Origin of the sequence: Pseudoselenomonas ruminantium (assembly GCF_900142515.1) — a bacterium.
Lineage (GTDB): Bacteria > Bacillota > Negativicutes > Selenomonadales > Selenomonadaceae > Selenomonas_A > Selenomonas_A ruminantium_D.
The window spans coordinates 1-21,109 of sequence record NZ_FRBC01000015.1; the positions used below are offsets into that span (position 1 = coordinate 1).

Here is a 21,109-nt window from a genome sequence, read left to right on the forward strand (position 1 = left end):
ACCTTACAGGGAGGGTCGTTTAGCGGAAACAGAAAAAGCACTCCCCCGTGAACCCCTGCTGCGTATGAACGGGATACCTTCAGCACGAACTAAACGACAAACTGCAATACAAAAGCCCGCTGACATTTCTGTCAGCGGGTTTTTTAGCCTTTCAGGAGTTCATGTCTCCAATATTTTAATAGCGCCAATAGTTCCTGGCTTTTTCCTTGTCTTTTTTTATTTGCTTCACAAGCTGTTCCACACCGTTGAACTTCACTTCATCACGAAGCTTCTCCAGAAATTCCACAGTAATGAGCTTGTCGTACAAATCTCCCTTGAAGTCTTCGATATTGACCTCAATGCGACGGTTGCAGCCTTTGAAAGTCGGATTATTGCCGATATTGGCTACGCCGTTATACTGCTGGCCCTGAAAGCTCACGCCCACAGCATAGACACCATTGGGCAGCATCACGCGCTGTTCGCTGATGGCCAGGTTCGCCGTGGGAAAGCCGATGACTCTCCCCCGCTCATCCCCATGTATCACCCGCTCCATCACGGTGAAAGGATAGCCCAGAAAATCACTGGCCGTATGCAGATCGCCTGCGGCAATCAGCGCCCTGACACGGGTGGAACTCACAGGCCGGCCATCCCGCAGGACGGCCGGGCATATCTCGGCGGTAAAGCCATATTCATTGCCTGACCGCAATAGCATCCTTTGCGTGCCCTTGCCTTTGTAGCCAAAAGTATAATTCGGTCCTGTCACCACATAATAGGGTGCCAGATTCAGCCGCAAAAGTTCCAGGAACTCTTCCGGCCGGCGGCTGGCAAATTCCTTGGTAAAGGGAATGGCAATCAAGATATCCACGCCCAGTTCCCTGAGCCGTGCCTCCCGCAGAATATTGTTGCCAATCTGCGGCGGCATCGCCTGCGGTGCCAGCACCGACAACGGGTGATTGCTGAAGGTGAATACCACGGACTTGCCATCGATCTTTTTCGCCAGCTCCACGGCATGGCTGATGATGCTCTGATGACCGATATGGACACCATCGAACATCCCCAGCGCCACCGTCAGTCGGGGGTATTTTTTTGTCAAATCTGTTAGTTTGTTATATACTTCCATGATTTTCTTGTCACCGCCCTATTACCTTTACCGGCAAGATTTCTTCTTTGTCCTTGTCATAACGGGCAATACCGATAAAATGACCATCGGCATAAACCCGCAGGCTTTCCGTCTCAGCCGTAAAATTTCTCACCGTGCTGGACAGACCATTGCAGAATGCCTTTTCCCGCTTGGGATTCAAATCAAAACGCTGCATGGAGCTTAAGTTTTCATCCGCAGGCAGCAATGCCTCTGCTCCTGCTGCGGAAAGTTCCTCTAAGGTCAAAGCATTTTCAACGCTAAAGTCACCAACTCTGCGCCGCAGTAAAAACGCCATGGTCGCAGGCACGCCCAAAGCTGCACCAATGTCCTGACAAAGACTGCGGATATAGGTGCCTTTGCTGCAGTCACAATCAATCAGCAGTCTATCATGGCTATGCGCCAGCAAATCCAGTCGATAAATCGTGACTTCCCGGGAGGGAACTTCCACATCCTTGCCGGCCCGCAATAAATCACAGGCCCGTTGGCCATTGATCTTGATGGCCGAATGCGCAGGCGGCGTCTGCCGGATGTTCCCGCGGAATCCAGCCAGAGCAGCTTCGATAGCTGACCGGTCAAACTCTGACCAATCAGTTCGGCTGGTCAGAATTTTTCCCGTGTCATCACCGCTGTCGGTAGTAATCCCCAGCCGGATTTCCGCCCGGTAGGTCTTATCCGTGATTTCCAGATACTCAATCAATCGGGTGGCTGTCCCCACGGCTACAGGCAATACACCTGCTGCCGCCGGATCGAGCGTTCCGGCATGGCCCACTTTCTTGGTATGAAGCACACGCCTGACATAGCCTACAACATCATGCGAGCTCATGCCAGGAGGTTTCAGGATATTGAGGAAGCCGCTCAGCGGCTTTGCCTCCGTCACCTTTCTTCCTCCAGCACCTGCATAATGGCCCTGATAAGGTCAGTTCTGGCCTCAGCGCAGCTTTTCTCAATGCTGCAGCCTGCGGCACGCACATGACCGCCGCCGCCGAACTGCAGGGCAATCCTGGTCACATCAATGCCTTTGGAGCGCAGGCTCACCCGACAGAGATTCGGTTCTTTTTCCTTGAGCGTGAAGGCGATATCCACTCCCTCAATCACCCGTACCATGCCGATAAGGCCTTCAGGAGCCTCATGCTCCTGCAATGAAGCATAGTCAAGGCATACGCCGGCCACCTTGCCATCAGCCAGAAGCTCGATCTTCTGCATGGCAGCAGCCAGGCTCTGCACCTCCGAAAAGGGGCGCTGTTCCAGTGCTTCGGAAATCAGATTCGGCACTGCTCCACAGGCCAGCAATTCTGCCGCCGTGTGCAATGTATTCGGGGTGGTATTGGAGAAGCGGAACCAGCCTGTATCCATGGCCAGTCCCGTATATAGACACATGGCCATATCCTTGTCACAGGTCACGCCCAATTCCACAATCAACTGATAAATGATTTCGGCAGTAGCGGCCGCCGTTCCATCGAGATAGAGCTTATCGGCCTGGCCATCATTGGTGATATGATGGTCGATATTCAGGGTGGGAGCAGAAACGACTTCTGCCACCTGCCCAATGCGGTCCAGGCTGACATCCAGCGCCACCAAAAGGTCAGTCTGGATATTCTGCCCTGCCGCAGGTTTCCCTATAAGCTCATATCCCGGCAGCACAGAAAATGCTGCCGGGATATCATCATCGATGGAAACCTGCACCTCTTTGCCCAAAGCCTTGAGCGCATGCGCCAGCCCCAACGAGCTCCCGATGGCATCACCATCGGGGTTCACATGGGCAGTAATCACAATGCGCTGCACGGACTTTAAGGCCGCTGCCGTTTCCTTCAATGAAATCTGCATTTGTTTTACTCCTCAGGAGCCGCTTCCGAATGCTTTGCTTCTTCTTCGGCCTTGATTTTTAAGAGCAGTTCCTGGATATGCGCACTGTAATCCAGCGACTTATCCAAAGCGAAACTGATTTCCGGGGTTACCCGCAGGCGAATCCGCTTGCCGATTTCCCGACGGATAAAGCCCAGACTACTGTTGAGCCCCATCCAGCAAGCCTTGACCTGAGCTTCACTGCCCATCAGGCTTACATAGACCTTTGCCTCCCGCAGGTCTCCCGTGCATTCCACGGAAGTCACGGTGACAAAACCAATGCGGGGATCTTTGAGCTCCCGCAGGATAATCTGGCTGATCTCCTGTTTCATCAGTTCCTGAACTTTTTCCACACGCAGCTGTCCCACTAGCGCGCACCTCCTTCTACTTTAATTTCAGTCATTATTCCTCATTTTCTTTGGCGGCCCGAGCTTCAGCTTCTGCCTGACGCTTTCTGGCAGCCTCTTTGTTGGCTTCGTTGATATCCGTAGCGATCTCTTCCATCGTGTAAGCTTCGATGATATCGCCTTCCTTGAAATCGCGGAAATCAATGATGGAAATACCGCATTCATAACCAGCAGCTACTTCCTTCACTTCATCCTTGAAGCGGCGCAGGGAGTCGATTTCGCCATCGAACACTTCAATGTTGTCGCGGATGATACGGATCTTGGAGTTATTGTGGATCTTGCCTTCGAGGACATAGGAACCAGCAACCAGAGCCTTGGAGAACTTCATGACCTGACGGATTTCTACGCGGCCCTGAATGACTTCCTTGTACTTCGGCTTGAGCATGCCACTCATAGCATCCTTGACATCGTTAAGGGCATCATAGATGACGCGGTAAGTGCGGATATCCACATCTTCCGTATCAGCAACGCGGCGGGCATTGGCATCCGGACGCACGTTGAAAGCGATGATGATGGCATTCGATGCCGAAGCCAGCATGACATCGGATTCGTTGACGGCACCGACACCGGAATGAACCACGCTTACACGTACTTCGTCGTTCTTGTTGAGCTTTAAGAGAGAACCGCAGAGTGCTTCGACAGAACCCTGTACATCGGCTTTGACCACGATGTTGAGGTCTTTGATTTCGCCTTCCTGAATCTGATGGAACAGGTCATCCAGGGATACCTTCTTACTCTTGATGAGGTTGGTGCGCTGACGCTCTACGCGGGCTTCTGCGATGGAACGGGCCTGCTTTTCTTCCAGCACAGCCAGGATATCACCAGCTGCCGGCACATCATTGAGGCCGAGGATCTCAACCGGCACAGAGGGGCCAGCCTTCTTGACATTGTTGCCACGGTCGTCAATCATAGCGCGGACCTTACCATAGGTCGTACCGCAGACCACAGAGTCACCGATACGCAGGGTACCGTTCTGTACGAGAACCGTTGCCACCGTACCACGGCCCTTATCGAGCTTGGCTTCGATGATGACACCGCGGGCATCACGGTTCGGGTTGGCCTTGAGTTCTTCCACTTCCGCTACCAGCAGGACATTTTCCAGCAGGTCATCGATACCGATCTGCTGTTTGGCCGAAACCGGCACCATGATGGTATCGCCGCCGTATTCTTCCGGCACGAGGTTATGTTCCATGAGTTCCTGCTTCACGCGATCAGGGTTAGCACCCGGCTTATCAATCTTATTGACTGCCACAATGATGGGCACGTTAGCGGATTTGGCATGGTTGATGGCTTCTACCGTCTGCGGCATAACACCATCATCAGCAGCTACTACGAGGATAGCGATATCCGTGATCTGTGCACCGCGGGCACGCATAGCCGTGAACGCTTCATGGCCCGGCGTATCGAGGAAGACAATCTTCTTGCCCTTGCAGTTTACCTGATAAGCACCAATGTGCTGGGTAATACCGCCGGCTTCATGCGCAGATACATGGGTGTTGCGGATGCAGTCCAAAAGCGAAGTCTTACCATGGTCAACATGGCCCATAACAGTAACAACCGGCGGACGCAGCTTGAGGCTCTTGGGATCGTCTTCGATTTCGGGGATTTCCGTCGGATCTGCATCAGGCGGCAGTTCTTCACAGGTCACACCGAACTCGGAAGCTACGAGAGCTGCCGTTTCGAAATCGATTTCCTGGTTGATGGTAGCCATAACGCCCATCATGAAGAGCTTCTTCACCACTTCTGCAGCGGTGTAGCTCATCTTGGAAGCCAGGTCCTTGACGGCAATCATTTCCGGCAGCTTGATATGCTTCGGACGGGCGATTTCCATCTTCGGTGCCGGCTGCTGGCCACCGCGCTTGTTGTTACGGCCCCTGCCGCCACGGCGGTCATTGTTGCGGCCATTCCGGTCATTGCGATCGTTCCGGTCGTTGCGGCCATTCCGTTCATTCTTGCCGCCGCGACGATCATTGCGATCGTTGCGCTCATTCTTGTTGCGGTCATTACGGCTGCCGCGCTCGCTGCGCTCGTTGTTGCTGCCGTTGTTATTGCGCTCATTGTGACCGCTGCGATTGCCGCCTTCATGGCTGCGATTGTTGCCGTTGCCATTATTGTTGTTGGCTTTGCGCTGGTTGTTTTCCCGGTTCTCACGATGTTCTTTGTGTTCGTGATTTTCCTTGTTCTGCGGACGGTTCTGGCTCTTCTCACCATTGCCCTTCTTCGTTTTCTCCGGAGCGTTTTCCCGGACTTCTTTCACCTCTGCCTTGGGCTTTGCCTCCTTGACAGGAGCTTTGGCAGCCGGAGCAGCCCCCTTATGGTAATGCTTCTTCAGCGCTTCGCGCTCAGCATCACCAACGCTGCTGAAATTATTCTTAACCGGGAAATTTGCTTTCTGCAGGACTTCCAGGACTTCTTTGGTTTCCTTGTTGAATTCTTTGGCCAATTCATAAACTCTAATATTGGACATTGATCCACCCCCGAATTATTTCATAGTGATTCCTCCATCAGCTGGCGAAGCTTTTTCGCAAAGCCATCATCCGTCAAAGCGGCAACGGCGCGAAATTCCTTGCCCAGGCATGCGCCTAAAGTCTCACGATCGAGACAATAAACATAGGGAATCGCGAATTTATCTGTTAATGCAACAAAGTTTTTCTTGCTTTCTTCTGCAGCATCACCTGCCAACAGGACGAGAACGGCCTGCTTTTTCTTCACGGCCTGCTCCACGGCAAAAGCCCCGGAAACAATGCGGCCGGCCTTCTGAGCCATGCTCAGGAGGTTGGTGATACGCTGTTCATTTGTAATTGCCATATTCAGCCCTCAGCTTCCGGCAGTTCACTCAACTGCTGCTCCAGAAGCTCATATACTGACTTGTCAATCGGACTCTTGAAGGAACGCTCCAGCCCCTTGCTCTTGCGGGCAGCGGCGAAGCAATCCACCTTGGGACATATATAGGCGCCCCGGCCGGGCTTTTTTCCGGTGGTATCCACAGAAAACTCCCCTTCCGGACTGCGCACGATACGGATGAGTTCCCGCTTGGGCTTGCTCTCCTGGCAGCCCAGACACATCCTCTGCGGTATCTTTCTGGTTTTCACCTTACTCACCTTCTGCCGTGAAAGCTTCATCGCTTTCCACTTCCACCACATTCATGTTTTCATCCAGCTCCTCATCAGCAGCCTGGGATTCGCTCTTGATATCGATCTTCCAACCGGTGAGCTTGGCAGCGAGGCGGGCATTCTGACCTTCCTTGCCGATAGCCAGAGACAGCTGATAATCCGGAACCACTACGCGGGAAACCTTCTCCGCCTCGTTGACAGCAACGGACACAACCTTGGACGGACTCAGCGCATTGGCAATGAACTTGGCCGGATCTTCGCTCCACTTCACGATATCGATCTTCTCGCTACCGAGTTCATCGACGATGGCCTGTACGCGCATGCCGCGATAGCCAACGCAGGAACCAACGGGATCCACAGATTCATCCTTGGACCAGACGGCAATCTTGGAACGGTTGCCCGGTTCGCGGGCTACAGACTTGATTTCCACGATACCTTCCTGAATCTCCGGAACTTCCAGTTCAAAGAGACGCTTCAAGAGTCCCGGATGCGTACGGGATACTACAACCTGCGGGCCTTTGTTGGTCTTCTTGACCTCTACGATGAAGGCCTTGATGCGGTCGCCATGGCTGTAGGTTTCCGTCGGAATCTGTTCAGCCGGCGTCAACACAGCTTCCGTCTTGCCCAGGTCGATGAATACATTGCGGTTTTCCACACGCTGCACGAGGCCCGTCAGAATATCACTTTCACGGCTCTGGAACTCTTCGTAGATCATGCCGCGCTCTGCTTCACGGATGCGCTGCACAACAACCTGCTTAGCCGTCTGGGCAGCCACGCGGCCAAAGTTAGCCGGCGTCACTTCGATTTCGATCACATCGCCCACCACATAGTCCGGACGGATGGTCAGAGCCTGTGCCAGGGAAATTTCCGTAATCTCGTCTTCCGCATCTTCTACGACGGTCTTTACGGCATACACATGATACTTGCCGGTATCACGGGAAAGGGTAACCCGTACATTCTGGGCCGAGCCAAAGTTGCGCTTGTAGGCCGTAATCAAAGCCTGTTCAATAGCGTCGAATAAGATTTCTTCATCAATGCCGCGATCCTTGCTCAGCTCCCGCAGGGTTTCCAGGAACTCCTGTCCATTGTCCTTTGCACGCGTTGTTTTTCTTGCCAAAATTATTTTCCTCCCATTATCTAAAGGCTTACACCTTAAAAATCAATATGCAGGCGAATCTGTGCTGCCTTGCTCAGTTCAATGGTAATCTCATCATCCAACGTGAACTTCTCACCATCAAAACCTGTGAGCACACCCGTAAGATTCTTCTTACCATCCATTGGTGCATAAAGAGTCACATCCACGGCCTTGCCCTGCTCCCGCACCAAATCCCGGGGTTTTCTGAGCACACGGTCAATGCCCGGTGAAGACACCTCCAGGATATAAGCATCCGGAATGATATCCTGTTCATCCAGGATTACTTCCAGCTTTTCACTGAGTTCCTGGCAATCCTCAATATCAATGCCGCCTTCTTTATCGATGTAGACACGCAGATAATAATCCGTATACTCCTTGACATATTCCACATCCACCAGTTCAATGACGTCCTGACCTGCCAGAAGTTCACGCGCCATGAGTTCCACGGATTCTTCAATATTCTTTGCTGCCATACATCCACCTCCCTATACATCTATTTTACAAGCAAACATAAGAGTAAAGAGTGGGCTCACACCCACTCTTTAGCATAAAATACTTTAAGTTGACCTATATATAATAACATTTTTTCCTATGCCTGTAAAGTCTTTGCCCCTTACGTTTTCGATTTTTTTCTTCAGATTACATTTTTACATTTGAATTATTATTTTGTTATTGCATTTTTATATACTAATGCTTTATACTATATACAAAAAGTTATATTGAGAATAATTCTTTTGGAGGTTCTTTTATGGCTACAATCAATGACAATTACTTAAAACTCCCCGGCAGCTACCTGTTTGCCGAAATCGCCCGTCGCGTGGCTGCATTCAAGGAAGCTAACCCGGATGCCGATATCATCCGCTTAGGCATCGGTGACGTAACCCAGCCGCTGCCGCAGGCTTGTATCGAAGCCATGCACAAGGCTGTGGACGAAATGGCCAATGCCGATACTTTCCGCGGCTATGGCCCGGAACAGGGTTATAGCTTCCTGACCGAAGCCATCATCGAACACAACTACAAAGCCCGCGGCATTGAGATCGGCACAGATGAAATCTTCATCAGCGACGGTTCCAAGAGCGACTGCGGCAATATCCAGGAAATCTTCGGTGAGGATAATAAGGTAGCCATCACGGATCCCGTGTATCCTGTTTACCTCGACACCAATGTCATGGCCGGCCGCACGGGTACGCTCAATGAAGACGGTCATTTTGAGGGCGTGACCTACCTGCCCTGCGACGCCAGCAACAACTTCGCGCCAGAACTGCCGCAGGAACGCGTGGATATGATTTACCTCTGCTGCCCCAACAATCCCACGGGCACGACCCTTTCCCGCGCAGAATTGACCAAATGGGTAAACTACGCCAAGGAAAACGAATCCGTCATCCTCTTTGATGCTGCCTATGCCGCTTATATCACGGAGGAAGATGTCCCCCGCTCCATCTACGAGATTGAAGGTGCCAAAGACGTGGCCATCGAGTTCCGGTCCTTCTCCAAGACCGCCGGCTTCACGGGTACCCGCTGCGGCTACACCATCATCCCCAAGACGGTCAAAGGCCGTGCCAAAGATGGCAGCTTAGTGGAATTCAACAAGCTCTGGAACCGCCGCCATACCACGAAATTCAACGGTACGGCTTACATCGTCCAGCGCGGTGCAGCGGCCATCTACACCGAAGAAGGCCAGAAGCAGGTCAAGGAAACCATCGCCTACTATATGGAAAACGCCCGCATCATCCGCGAGGGCTTGCAGGCCGCTGGCATTGAAGCTTACGGCGGTGTCAACGCTCCCTACATCTGGCTGAAGACACCAAACGACATGCCCTCCTGGGATTTCTTCGACAAGCTGCTGACGGAAGTCAACATCGTCGGCACCCCGGGCGCCGGCTTCGGCCCCTGCGGCGAAGGCTACTTCCGCTTGACCGCTTTCGGCAATCGCGAAAACACCGTCCGCGCTGTAGAACGCATCAAAAACAAATTACATATTTAAATATACCCTTTAACTAAAAAGTCCGCTGAATAATCAGCGGGCTTTTTTAACTATTGCAGTTTGTTGGTGCGAGTTGGAACACAATTCGTTACAAAGCAGTGGGGCGGCGGTGGGAATACTTTTTCGCCGCTCCACTAAATGACCCGCCAGCAGAAGTACGCATCTTCCAGCTACCCGCGCCGGGCAGGCCAACGGCGCTCCAATCAACGAAGCTTCCAGCCAATGCTGTTTGCGGGCCAGCCTTCACTTCGTTCAGGCAGTCGTTCCGTCGGTGAAAAAGCATCCCCACCGCCACCCAACGTTACGTTTGAGTATATTGCTATGTTCCGGCTGTAAGGTGCAAACACATCGATGTTCTTGTCACAGGAGAACCAAGTCCGTGCCAATTGCCAAAATCGTGCCTAGGGGCGAACGGGGGAGTGCTTTTTCTGTGGGAGCGATCGTCTGAGCGCAGCGAAGACCGGCCCGACGTAGGCAGCAGCAAGAGCACGCTGAATCTTCAATACCGCCTGAGATTTGGCCATAAACAGAGCTGCCGGCACCCCCTTGCCAGACACATCGGCTACGGTAATCACCAGATAGCGCCCTTTCAACAGGTAGAAATCATAAAAATCCCCGCCGACATCCTTCGCCGGTTCCATCAAGGCATAGAGCTCAAATTCCGGCTGTCCGGCAAAATTCTTGGGCAGCATATCAGTCTGGATCTTGGCGGCTACTTCCAGTTCCGTGCGGGAACGCTCTTCTTCCGCTGCTGCCTTAGCCATGTTTTCCGTATACTGTTTCAGTTCATCCGTCATGAAATTGAAGGAATCCGCTAAATCCTCCAGTTCATCACCGGTTTCCAACGCAAACTTCTTCTCAAAATCACCCGCAGCGATTTCCCGGGCACCTTCAGCCAGCCTGCGGACAGGCCGGGTAAATCTTCCGGCCAGAAGATTGCTGGCGTACATGAGCAGGAACAGCACCGGCAGCAGGATAAAGATACTCTGCCACAGGATATCCTTCTGGATTGCCCTCAATGTTTCCTCAAAGGAATCCAATTTTGCTATGACATCATCTTCCACTTTCTCAACCGGATCCAATATTTCATCTGTGTCCAGCAAAATCCCCAGGCTCCAGCCAGTAACCTTCAACGGAGCAAAGACCAGATAATAATCCTGTCCGCCAATGTCCACCGACATGACGCCATTTTCTCCGGCAGTCATGGAATCTACAGCGTCGGCAAGATGGGAACCTTCAGCCTGCCGTATATCCTGCCCCTGCGCTGTCACAGCCAGTATTCCCTCTTTTTCCGAGGAAAAAATCAACTTGCCCCCCTCATCCAGGACAAAACATTTTCCCTTATATGCCATGGCTGTTGCTATCAGCTCCTGATAAATGTCCTCCACCGTATAGCTGATGCCCACGACACCGGCAAAGCCATTTCCATCATAATAGGGTGCCGCACAAGTCATATTCAGATTGCCCTCTGAAAATACTGGAAAATACCGGTTTGCCTGCGGCTTTGCCCTGCTTATACCAGGATCGTTCCCGCGGATCATAATTTTTCAGGAAATCCGCTTTGATGGCTGCTGAGGGGAAAATACTGATGTTTCCCTCTTCTTTCACCAAATCCATGCACAGCAAATAACCATGCTGGGAAGCGGCATACATGGAAGTACTGTTGCCAGCATAGGATTTGCTCATTGCCTTCAGTACATCCGCGAAATTTCCCGCCAGCCCGATCTCAGCCTGCAGTCTTGCATCAATCCCCTGTTGCAGCAGAGCTGTACTGTAATGAATATAAGCGGTACCCCGCTTCCTTGCGTGTATCCGGCAAAGAACGCGGCACATGCGTATCCGGAAAGGTCAGGATGATCTGCATGGCGTTTGCCATATATTCCACATCTTCCTATACGATGTACATAAACAAAAAGCCCCCTGCATAACACAAGGTGCTTCACACTGACAATCGTCAAAACCGATTCAGTTACTCGTGATGAATTTCCGTACGGCCTTGCCATTGAGATAGTCACAAAGCCTTCCCTGGTATCTCCCCTCCTGCCGCATGACATTGATGATATGGTCGCGGATTTTCCACCAGCCCGTATGCCAGTTGGAAAAGAGCGTGTTCTCCTCCGGTGCCCGGCCAATAATCCGCTGCAATACGATAGCCGGCGAAAGATGTTCCAGGAATTTGATTACCCTGTCCTCGTACTCCGGCAGCGTAATCATTTTTAGTTTCCCTTCTTCATAATCCCGAGCCATAGCTGTGCCCTTGACGATATAGAGCGCATGCAGCTTCACCTGGTCTACCCCCAATGCCGACAAAATCTTGGCATCCTCAATCACATCCAGTTCGTCATCCCAGGGCAGGTTCAGGATCAGATGAACGCAGGATTGCAGGCCATAACGCTTGATGCGCAGGATGGCATCGATGAGCTCGGCCAGCGTATGCCCGCGATTGATGGCCGTCAATGTATGCACATTGGTACTCTGCAGACCCAGCTCCACACAGATATCGATACCATACTTATCCGCCTGCTCCTTCAACACGGCCAGATGCTCGTCGCTGACACAGTCAGGCCGGGTGGCGATATAGACCGCCACGACATCTTCAGGCGCCCCGGCTTCCGCCACCCACGCCGCTAATTTTTTCGGTGTAGTATAGGTGTTGCTGAAATTCTGCAGATAGGGAATGAATTTCTTTGCCTTGTACTTGGGGATGATATGTGCTTTATTGGCCTCCATCTGCTCCGTGATAGTCATGGACGCAGGCAGGTTCTCATACCCCGTGCCGATTTCCCCGCAAAAAGTACAACCAGCCCCGCCATTGCCACAACTCCCATCCCTGTTTGGACAAGTAACAGGCAAGGCAATCGGCAGTTTATAGACTTTTTCTCCATACCGTTCCTTCAGATAAGTGGAAAACGGACGGTATATCTCTTCTTGTAAATTCATTGCTCCTCCATAAACAATTCAATCTGCAGGCAGACAGGCTCTGCCTGCGTATAGTCAAACAGCAGAGCCGTCTGTTGTTCCGTCAATCTTTGACTGGCCAGCATCATATCATAACCAAAGACCTCGATGTGATATTTCTTGTTCACATCCCGCCAATTGGTGAACTCATAATCCGGCAAGTAAGTCCGTACCCGGCTGGGAGCACCTTTCCAGAAGTCCGCAGTAATAGTCTGGTATTGCAGGCGGTTCCAATTGAGATTCTCAGGGCGGATCTTGCCGCCATCGGAGAGCAGGGCATCATAACGCAGTAGATTATCCAGCAGAACTGCCGATACATCATAAGCAGACTGGGCAAAATCCCGCAGATAGCCATAGAGATTCTTTGTGCTATGGCCAATCTTATGGAATCCCTGAGCCTCCCACCAGTCCGTGAATTTCTGCCAGAAGGCAAAAGCATCCCCCTGCTCGCATTCTCGCAATAGATAATTGGCGGTCTGGCGGCAACGGCCGGCGTTATAATAAAGTTCAAAGACCTGCTCAAAACTATGGAACCAGCGGATCTCGCCATAGCTCAGAGCATCGCTTTGCAAGACCTCATAGGGCGCCATCGGCATATAGCGGTAGTTATAAGGCTGAACCAGGTTCATCATCGCCGCGCCTTTGAGGAACTTCAGGAATCCCAGTTGCAACATATCCGTCTGCAAAGCATATACATCATTGAAGGACTGCCGGAAGGACGTCATCCCCTCGCCTGGCAGACCGATAATCAGATCTACATGCAGATGCATATTATGGAAGCCCATAATCCTCTGGATATGGTCGGCAATATCCTGCCAGTGGTTGATGCGGGAGACGGCCTTGAGTGTCGCAGGATTCGTGGACTGGATGCCGATTTCCAGCTGCACGCGCCCTTTCGGCATCTGCGCCAGCACCTGCATGACTTCTTCATCCAAATAGTCAATGGCCACCTCAAAATGGAAATTGGTACGGCAGTCTGCCGGCAGGTTCAGCAGATACTGCAAGATGGGCAGGAAATGGGATTTCTTCGCATTGAAAGTCCTGTCCACAAACTTGACCTGCCGCACATCATGGGCTACAAAGAAAGCCAGTTCCCGGAAAACCCGGTCCAGTGGCAGGAAACGCACCCCTGCCGTGGCACAGGACAGACAGTAAGCACAGGAAAAAGGACAGCCACGGCTGGTTTCGTAATAGAGAATCCGTTCTTTGATTTCCTCCATTTCCTCTGCCCGATAGGCAAACGGCACCTTTTCCGCAAAATCCGCGACAGTCACATCCCGGCCGGTGCAGATTTGACCAGTCAGGCCGCGCCAAGCAATCCCAGGGATTTCTGACTGGTCAAGCTGGGCATTGACCTTTGACCGGTCAAAATCCGCTGCCTGCAAAGACTTGACTAGTTCCGGCAGTGCTTCTTCCCCTTCGCCCCGGCAGACATAGTCCACCATGGGAAATTCCGTCATGAATCCAGTCACACCGTAGGAAACCTCAGGGCCGCCACAGATGATGATGGTATCTGGCAAAGCCGCCGACAGGAGCTTCAGCAGGCTTTTGACCAATTCGATATTCCAGATATAGCAGGAAATCCCCAGCACCTTGGGTTGGGCAGCATAAATCTCCCCCAACATCGCCAATAATTGATGATTGATGGTCAGTTCCATGATTTCCGAACCGGGCACCGCCTCCCGCAGGTAGCGGACAGAAAGAGATGTATGGGAATATTTGGCATTGACCGCCAGCCAGAGAATCTTATCCTTTAACATTACATTCCTCCTCAAGGTATAATTAAATGGCAGTTTGTTAGTGCGAGCTGGAACACAATTCGTTACAAAGCAGTGGGGCGGCGGTGGGAATACTTTTTCGCCGCTCCACTAAATGACCCGCCAGCAGAAGTGCGCATCTTCCAGCTACCCGCGCCGGGCAGGCCAACGGCGCTCCAATCAACGAAGCTTCCAGCCAATGCTGTTTGCGGGCCAGCCTTCACTTCGTTCAGGCAGTCGTTCCGTCGGTGAAAAAGCATCCCCACCGCCACCCAACGTTACGTTTGAGTATATTGCTATGTTCCGGCTGTAAGGTGCAAGCACATCGATGTTCTTGTTACAGGAGAACCGAGTTCGTGTCAATTGCCAAAATCGTGACGGGGGGGCGAACGGGGGAGTGCTTTTTCTGTGGGAGCGACCGTCTGAGCGCAGCGAAGACCGGCCCGACGCAGGCAGCAGCTAAAGAGCACGCTGAAAGACGCGCCGCTGGCCTGCCCGGCGCAATCCAGCTAAACATCTCTAACCTTACAGGGAGGGTCGTTTAGCGGAAACAGAAAAAGCACTCCCCCGTGACCCCCTGCTGCGTATGAACGGGATACCTTCAGCACGAACTAAACTACAAACTGCAATTGTCGAAAAAATTCCGTTGGCACGTTATGAATGAACTGCTCCCCCTATGAGAACAATATCATGCTTTACTGCATCTCATAGGGGGAGCATATCCTTCTGGCAACGAACTTTTTAAGGAGTTATTTCACAAACCTTTAATATTCTCTTTTACAACTTTGCAATCTCGTGCAAGGTTTCTACAATCAGATCCACCTGTGGTTTGACCGTTTCCAGCAGCAGGCGTTCCTTGGGGCTGTGGATATCCATGGTAGTCACACCGATGGACACCATATCGAGCTGCGGATTCTTGCGGAAGTGCCAGCCGCATTCGAGGCCAGCATGGATGGTTTCCACCTTCATATCCTTGCCGTTCTGTTTCTTGAAGGTATCCGCCATGATTTTCGCCAGCTTGCTGTCCTTGTTTTCCTTCCAACCTGGGGACTGTGTGCCGATATGCGCCGTGAAGCCCGTCAGTGCTCCCCATTCCTCAGCCATGAAACGGAACTCATCAAGCTTCTGATCTACAGCAGAACGCGGGAAATACTGGATTTTCACTTCCGTGTCCGTCGTTTCAACCACACCCAGATTAGCGGAAGTCTCCACCAGGCCCGGAATTACTGTGGACATGGCGAAAGTGCCCGTGTGCAGGATGGTCAGCAGGCGAATCAGACGCGTCTTATCACCGGCCGTCATGACCTGTTCCGGTGCAGCCACGCCGGTCAACACGAACTGTGCATGCGGATCTACGCTGCCATACATCTTGTTGAAACGCTCCTGCTGATCCTTGAGAACCTTTTCAATCGCTTCTTTGTCCAAATCCGTAACAATCGTCATACGGGCATCATCAGGGATGGCATTGCGGGCCTTGCCGCCATTGAAAGCTGCCAGTTCCACTTCACCAACTCCGGACAGCTCTGCCAACGTCATGGCCAGCGTGCGGATGGCATTGCCCCGGCCGTCGCCGATGCGCTCGCCAGAATGGCCGCCTAAGAGGCCCTTGACTTCAATCTGCCAGCTTGCAGACAATTCCGGTTTCACCCACTTCACCTCACGGGTGAAATCAAGATTGACACTGCCGGCACTGCCAACGGTCAGTTCATCATAGTTTTCTGAATCACAGTTGATGAGGAATTTGGCGTCCTGCAGGTGCTTAGCATCCAGATGGATGGCCCCCGTCATGCCCTGTTCTTCATCTACCGTCACAATCATGCGCAGAGGGCCATGATCTTTGGCATTCTTCATGATGTAAATAGCTTCAGCCACGCCAATGCCATCATCAGCACCCAGGCTCGTACCATCAGCCCGCAGGAATTTCTCATCGCGCACCAGCTTGATGGCATCCTTGAGCGGGTCAAAATCCACGCCTTCAGCAGCTACGCAGACCATATCCATATGCCCCTGCAGGATGGTAAGCGGTGCCTGTTCAAAGCCCGGGCAGGCGGCCTTATCGGCGATGATATTATTTTTCTCGTCCTGTGTCACTTTCAGCCCCAATTCCTGCAGATAACCTTTCAGGAAATCACTGACAGCCTGTTCATGACCAGACTTGCGGGGAATCGCGGCAAGTTTGGCAAATTCTGCTAATACGCCTTCTAAAATCTCGTTGTTCTGTTCCATAATATCTCCACCTTTATACATAGAAATAGACCAGACAATCCCCACAGGACTGCCTGGTCTAACTAATAACTAAATTATCTACGGGCAGCTATCAATCCTTCAGTGCCAAAGTCATGGCTTCTGCCACATCCACCCCATTGGGCACATAGAGCATAATCTGATTGGAAATGCGTTTTGCCGAACCATCCAGAACATAGCACACGCCGTTCACGAAATCACAAATACGGCGCTGTTCCAGAGCCTCAATCTGTTCGTAATTCACCACGCATGCTTTGCCAGCCTTGAGATCATCCGCAATCGCCGTCACCTGGTCAAAGTTCTTCGGTGCAAAGATCTGCATCTTGAGCTGCGGCTGCTTCGTAGTATGCACAGTCAGCTGCGGCTGCTTTTTCTTCTGACGGAAAACCGGCTCCTGCATATAGCTGGAACGTTCCACGCGAATGGGGTCACCATTGGCCACCTTGTATTCCTCTGCATAGCTGGTGCTTGCTGCAGTACTCTGACGGTTGGCCTTTGCTGACTTCTGCTGCTGTTTGGCTGCTTTTGCCTCTTCCTCCGCTTCTTCTGCGTAATCAATCTCGTCCTCTTCAGGAATAGGCATTATGAGATCCGCCAATCCCATCAACTTGTCTGTAATCTTTGACACTGCCCCCATCTTCAATCGTCCTTCCAGTAATTTAGTAGTTTATTTCACTCGTAGTCAAATACATCAACAACTAATTCCATTTAACTTATCCTATGATACCATAGTTCTTTCTAAAATGCAAAATTCCTGCCGAAAAATATTTTCAGCAGGAATTTTTTTCAATCGAAAGAATTAGCCCTTACGAGCATTTTTGGCTGCACGACCACGTACCGTACGGTCCAGGATAGTCTTACGCAGACGGATGTGTTCCGGCGTAACTTCTACCATTTCATCATTGTTGATGTATTCAATAGCCTGTTCCAGAGAAAGGATTCTCGGCGGCGTCAGGCGGATTGCCTCATCAGAGGAAGACGTACGCATGTTGGATACGTTCTTCTTCTTGCAGGGGTTGATATCGATATCGTTATCGCGGGAGTTCTCACCAACGATCATGCCTTCATAGACCTGCTCGCCCGGCTCGATGAACATCACGCCGCGATCCTGCAGGGAGAAGATACCATAACCAGTGGTTTCGCCCTGTTCGAAAGCAACCAGAGAACCACGGGTACGGCCCGGGATGTCGCCTTTGTACGGAGCATAGCCATGGAACACATGGTTCATGATACCGTTACCCTTCGTGCTCGTGAGGAGCTCGGAACGGAAACCAATCAGGCCACGGGCCGGAATCGTGAACTCGAGGCGCATGTAACCAGCCGTCTCCGTCATGTTCGTGAGCTCAGCCTTACGGGTGCCGAGGCCTTCCATAACAGCGCCCATGTATTCCTGCGGCACTTCAACCGTCAGGTTCTCGATTGGTTCGCAGAGCTGGCCGTTGATGGTCTTGTATACAACTTCCGGCTTACCAACCTGCAGTTCATAGCCTTCACGGCGCATGGTTTCGATCAGGATGGAGAGATGCAGCTCACCACGGCCAGAAACCTTGAATACATCGGCGGAATCCGTTTCTTCAACCTTCATGGCCACGTTGGTCTCGATTTCCTTGAAGAGACGGTCACGGAGGTGACGGGACGTTACGAACTGACCTTCACGGCCAGCAAACGGACTCGTGTTGACACCAAAAGTCATGGACAGAGTCGGCTCATCGATGTTGATGGTCGGCAGAGCTTCCGGATTTTCTGCATCTGCTACGGTGTAACCGATGGATACATCACCGAGACCAGTCAGGGCAACAATCTCACCCATGCCAGCTGCCTCGGATTCTACACGCTGCAGGCCCTGATAGGTGAATACCTTGCCGATACGAGCCTTGGTCTCCTGGTCACCATTGATGATGGCAACTGCCTGATTCGGTTTTGCCGTACCGCGGATGATACGGCCGATAGCCACGCGGCCTACGAAAGCATCGGATTCCAGCGTGGTAACCATCATCTGCAGAGGAGCGTCCGGATCACCATGGGGAGCCGGGATTTCCTTGACGATGGTTTCCATCAGCGGCTGCAGGTTGTCATTGTCATCATCCATGCTGTACTTGGCAATACCATCACGAGCCGTAGCATAGATAACCGGGAAATCGAGCTGATCATCATCAGCATCCAGTTCCATGAAAAGTTCGAGAACTTCATCATAGACATCATCCACACGCTGGTTCGGTTTATCAATCTTGTTGATAACCACGATCGGCTTCAGCTTCTGTTCCAAAGCCTTACGCAGAACGTACTTCGTCTGAGGCATCGGGCCTTCAAAGGCATCTACCAGCAGTACAACGCCGTCAACCATGTTAAGAACACGCTCAACTTCGCCGCCGAAGTCAGCATGGCCCGGGGTATCCACGATGTTGATCTTGACACCGTTATACATAACAGCCGTGTTCTTGGACAGGATCGTGATGCCGCGCTCGCGCTCGATGTCGCCGGAGTCCATGACACGTTCAGCAACCTGCTCGTTGGAACGGAACACATGGCTCTGCTTCAGCATGCCATCAACCAAGGTCGTCTTACCATGGTCAACGTGAGCGATAATGGCAATGTTTCTCAAATTTTCATTGGTCGTCATACTCATTTTAGTGTAATCTGCCTCCTAATATAAAACAAGAAAGGATACAAAAATGTATCCTCACTTCAACTCAACATAACATACAAATTTTATCCTAAGGCGCCTTCCCTGTCAAGGATTTTCTGACATTATTCCAGTTCCAGCCCAACTGGGCAGTGGTCGCTGCCGAAAATCTCATTGTGGATGGTCGCATCCTTGATCTTTTCCTGCATGCGCTTGGAAGCCACGAAATAATCAATGCGCCATCCGGCGTTGGTATCCCGGGCTTTCCTGAGATAGGACCACCAGGTGTAGATCCCCGTACGCTCCGGATACAGGGTGCGGAAGGTATCGATAAAGCCAGCTTCCAGAAGCTCGCCAAACTTTGTCCGTTCCTCATCCGTAAAACCAGCATTATGATGATTTGTCTTGGGGTTCTTGAGGTCAATCTCCTGATGGGCCACATTCAAATCCCCACAAATGACCACGGGCTTCTTTTCATCCAGCTTCATTAAATATTCCCGGAAAGCGTCCTCCCATTCCATGCGGTAGGAAAGGCGCTCCAACTCCCGCTTGGAATTAGGCGTATAAACCGTCACCACAAACATTTCGGGAAACTCCAGGGTGATTACCCGGCCTTCATGGTCATGTTCCTCGATGCCCAGACCATAGGTGACGTTCAGCGGCTCGATGCGGGAGAACACCGCCGTGCCGGAATAGCCTTTTTTCTCGGCGCTGTTCCAGTACTGCTTATAGCCCGGCAGGTCCAAAATCGCCTGTTCCGGCTGCATCTTCGTTTCCTGCAGGCAGAACACATCAGCGTCCAGCTTGCAGAATGACTCCATAAATCCCTTTTTCAGACAGGCCCGCAGGCCATTGACATTCCAGGAAATTAACTTCATCGTCTACGCCTCCCCATTACGGCAACGTCTTGAACTGTCCCACTGGCCAGAATACCAGCATAGCCTTGCCCTTGATGAGATCCAGCGGCACAAAGCCCACATCGGCAAAGCGGCTGTCCTCGGAGTTATTGCGGTTATCCCCCATCACGAAGACCGTGCCTTTCGGTACTGTGGATTTCGGATATTCGCTACGAGTCGGTTCCAGGATATAATCCTCATTCAGGAGCTGGTCATTGACAAAGACCTTGCCCGCCTTGATTTCGATGGTATCACCAGCCGTGGCAATCACACGCTTGATGAAATCACGGCTCCTGTCACGGGGATATTCAAACACGAGAATCTCATTTTTCTGAGGCTCACGGAAGTTGTAGATAAACTTATTGACCACCAGCCGTTCCTGAGATTGGAGCGTCGGCCGCATGGACGGGCCATCCACGATATATAATTCCACGATGAACTCGCGGATAAAGAAAGCCAATACCACCGCAATGACGATGGAAATCAGCCAATCCTTTGCTTCTTCGCCTAATGAACTCATAAAGGGTTCCTCCTCTTTTTGTATTTGCTTATCTTACGCAAAAAGTAGGGACTGCTCGGAAGCAGTCCCTACCGTTACGCAGATTAGCGTTTTTCTTTGATACGAGCAGCTTTACCCGTAAGGTTGCGCAGATAATAAAGTTTTGCACGACGGACAACACCGCGGCTAACAACTTCAATCTTAGCAATACGCGGAGAATGAACCGGGAACAGACGTTCTACGCCGATGCCGTAGGAAATACGACGAACGGTGAAAGTCTCACGAACGCCAACGCCCTGACGAGCGATTACGCGGCCTTCGAATACCTGAATACGCTCACGGTTACCTTCGACGATCTTTGCATGTACGCGAACCTTGTCGCCAGGTGCAAAAACGGGAATGTCGCTGCGGAGCTGTTCTTTCTCCAGAGTCTCGATGATGTTCATTTTTATTTTCCTCCTTAACCAGACGTTCGTGGCTGGCTCATGCCAACTCAGAGGACCGCCCACATACCTAGATAGTTTACCATAA

Annotated in this window: 23 protein-coding genes; 1 reads left to right on the forward strand and 22 read right to left on the reverse strand. The window is 51.7% G+C overall.

Features of this window, described 5'->3' with window-relative positions:
• Positions 1-175: 175 nt before the first annotated feature.
• Genes BUB68_RS08430 through rimP form a run of 9 tightly spaced genes read right to left on the reverse strand, consistent with a single transcriptional unit; the run spans position 176 to position 8,090 of the window.
• Complete coding sequence (locus BUB68_RS08430; protein ID WP_073090091.1) at positions 176-1,099, reverse strand: bifunctional riboflavin kinase/FAD synthetase; 924 nt, start codon at positions 1,097-1,099, stop codon at positions 176-178.
• Positions 1,100-1,109: 10 nt separating this feature from the next.
• Entirely contained in the window at positions 1,110-1,979 is an 870-nt protein-coding gene (gene truB, locus BUB68_RS08435; protein ID WP_073090205.1) for a tRNA pseudouridine(55) synthase TruB, read from the reverse strand.
• A 14-nt stretch (positions 1,980-1,993) separates the two neighbouring features.
• On the reverse strand, positions 1,994-2,944 hold the full coding sequence (locus tag BUB68_RS08440; RefSeq protein WP_073090093.1) for a DHH family phosphoesterase: 951 nt from the start codon (positions 2,942-2,944) through the stop codon (positions 1,994-1,996).
• A 5-nt stretch (positions 2,945-2,949) separates the two neighbouring features.
• The gene (rbfA, locus tag BUB68_RS08445; RefSeq protein WP_073090094.1) at positions 2,950-3,330 is read right to left on the reverse strand and encodes a 30S ribosome-binding factor RbfA; all 381 of its coding nucleotides are present in this window, start codon (positions 3,328-3,330) and stop codon (positions 2,950-2,952) included.
• Positions 3,331-3,364: 34 nt separating this feature from the next.
• Entirely contained in the window at positions 3,365-5,836 is a 2,472-nt protein-coding gene (infB, locus tag BUB68_RS08450) for a translation initiation factor IF-2 (protein ID WP_073090096.1), read from the reverse strand.
• 20 nt (positions 5,837-5,856) lie between these two features.
• The gene (locus BUB68_RS08455; protein WP_073090098.1) at positions 5,857-6,177 is read right to left on the reverse strand and encodes a L7Ae/L30e/S12e/Gadd45 family ribosomal protein; all 321 of its coding nucleotides are present in this window, start codon (positions 6,175-6,177) and stop codon (positions 5,857-5,859) included.
• Between the two features lie 2 nt (positions 6,178-6,179).
• Positions 6,180-6,461 carry an RNase P modulator RnpM gene (gene rnpM, locus BUB68_RS08460; protein WP_073090207.1) on the reverse strand — a complete coding sequence of 94 codons (282 nt, stop codon included), beginning with the start codon at positions 6,459-6,461 and terminating at the stop codon, positions 6,180-6,182.
• Between the two features lies 1 nt (position 6,462).
• A complete protein-coding gene (nusA, locus tag BUB68_RS08465) occupies positions 6,463-7,599 on the reverse strand; it encodes a transcription termination factor NusA (RefSeq protein ID WP_014424760.1) in 1,137 nt (378 codons plus the stop codon).
• A 35-nt stretch (positions 7,600-7,634) separates the two neighbouring features.
• Positions 7,635-8,090, reverse strand: coding sequence for a ribosome maturation factor RimP (rimP, locus tag BUB68_RS08470; RefSeq protein ID WP_073090100.1), 456 nt, complete (start codon positions 8,088-8,090; stop codon positions 7,635-7,637).
• Positions 8,091-8,365: 275 nt separating this feature from the next.
• On the opposite strand from rimP, the gene BUB68_RS08475 reads away from it, so the two are divergent.
• Positions 8,366-9,601 carry an LL-diaminopimelate aminotransferase gene (locus BUB68_RS08475; protein WP_073090102.1) on the forward strand — a complete coding sequence of 412 codons (1,236 nt, stop codon included), beginning with the start codon at positions 8,366-8,368 and terminating at the stop codon, positions 9,599-9,601.
• Between the two features lie 88 nt (positions 9,602-9,689).
• Here the strand turns inward: BUB68_RS08475 and BUB68_RS15425 are convergent, their stop codons facing one another.
• The 13 genes from BUB68_RS15425 to rplS form a co-directional block, all read right to left on the reverse strand.
• Positions 9,690-9,884, reverse strand: a complete 195-nt coding sequence (locus BUB68_RS15425) for a hypothetical protein (RefSeq protein WP_218587687.1) — start codon at positions 9,882-9,884, stop codon at positions 9,690-9,692.
• A 118-nt stretch (positions 9,885-10,002) separates the two neighbouring features.
• On the reverse strand, positions 10,003-11,055 hold the full coding sequence (locus tag BUB68_RS08480; protein ID WP_073090104.1) for a HAMP domain-containing protein: 1,053 nt from the start codon (positions 11,053-11,055) through the stop codon (positions 10,003-10,005).
• A complete protein-coding gene (locus BUB68_RS15260; protein WP_073090106.1) occupies positions 11,030-11,287 on the reverse strand; it encodes a hypothetical protein in 258 nt (85 codons plus the stop codon). Before BUB68_RS15260 ends, BUB68_RS08480 begins: the two co-directional genes overlap by 26 nt.
• Positions 11,288-11,345: 58 nt before the next feature.
• A complete protein-coding gene (locus BUB68_RS15615; RefSeq protein ID WP_256625843.1) occupies positions 11,346-11,477 on the reverse strand; it encodes a hypothetical protein in 132 nt (43 codons plus the stop codon).
• An 89-nt stretch (positions 11,478-11,566) separates the two neighbouring features.
• Entirely contained in the window at positions 11,567-12,541 is a 975-nt protein-coding gene (locus BUB68_RS08490) for a tRNA modification radical SAM protein MnmL/YtqA (protein WP_010891393.1), read from the reverse strand.
• Positions 12,538-14,319 carry a B12-binding domain-containing radical SAM protein gene (locus BUB68_RS08495; protein ID WP_073090109.1) on the reverse strand — a complete coding sequence of 594 codons (1,782 nt, stop codon included), beginning with the start codon at positions 14,317-14,319 and terminating at the stop codon, positions 12,538-12,540. Before BUB68_RS08495 ends, BUB68_RS08490 begins: the two co-directional genes overlap by 4 nt.
• A 62-nt stretch (positions 14,320-14,381) precedes the next feature.
• Positions 14,382-14,576 carry a hypothetical protein gene (locus BUB68_RS15430; protein WP_218587687.1) on the reverse strand — a complete coding sequence of 65 codons (195 nt, stop codon included), beginning with the start codon at positions 14,574-14,576 and terminating at the stop codon, positions 14,382-14,384.
• 517 nt (positions 14,577-15,093) lie between these two features.
• Positions 15,094-16,542, reverse strand: a complete 1,449-nt coding sequence (pepD, locus tag BUB68_RS08500) for a beta-Ala-His dipeptidase (RefSeq protein ID WP_073090112.1) — start codon at positions 16,540-16,542, stop codon at positions 15,094-15,096.
• Positions 16,543-16,633: 91 nt separating this feature from the next.
• The gene (locus tag BUB68_RS08505; protein WP_081371930.1) at positions 16,634-17,197 is read right to left on the reverse strand and encodes a cell division protein SepF; all 564 of its coding nucleotides are present in this window, start codon (positions 17,195-17,197) and stop codon (positions 16,634-16,636) included.
• Positions 17,198-17,359: 162 nt separating this feature from the next.
• Positions 17,360-19,180, reverse strand: a complete 1,821-nt coding sequence (gene typA / locus BUB68_RS08510; protein ID WP_073090212.1) for a translational GTPase TypA — start codon at positions 19,178-19,180, stop codon at positions 17,360-17,362.
• A gap of 128 nt (positions 19,181-19,308) precedes the next feature.
• The gene (locus tag BUB68_RS08515) at positions 19,309-20,061 is read right to left on the reverse strand and encodes an exodeoxyribonuclease III (RefSeq protein ID WP_073090114.1); all 753 of its coding nucleotides are present in this window, start codon (positions 20,059-20,061) and stop codon (positions 19,309-19,311) included.
• Positions 20,062-20,077: 16 nt separating this feature from the next.
• Positions 20,078-20,599 (reverse strand): signal peptidase I, encoded by a 522-nt coding sequence (gene lepB, locus BUB68_RS08520; RefSeq protein WP_073090115.1) that lies wholly within the window; start codon positions 20,597-20,599, stop codon positions 20,078-20,080.
• Between the two features lie 83 nt (positions 20,600-20,682).
• Positions 20,683-21,024 (reverse strand): 50S ribosomal protein L19, encoded by a 342-nt coding sequence (rplS, locus tag BUB68_RS08525; RefSeq protein ID WP_014424772.1) that lies wholly within the window; start codon positions 21,022-21,024, stop codon positions 20,683-20,685.
• Positions 21,025-21,109 lie beyond the last annotated feature (85 nt).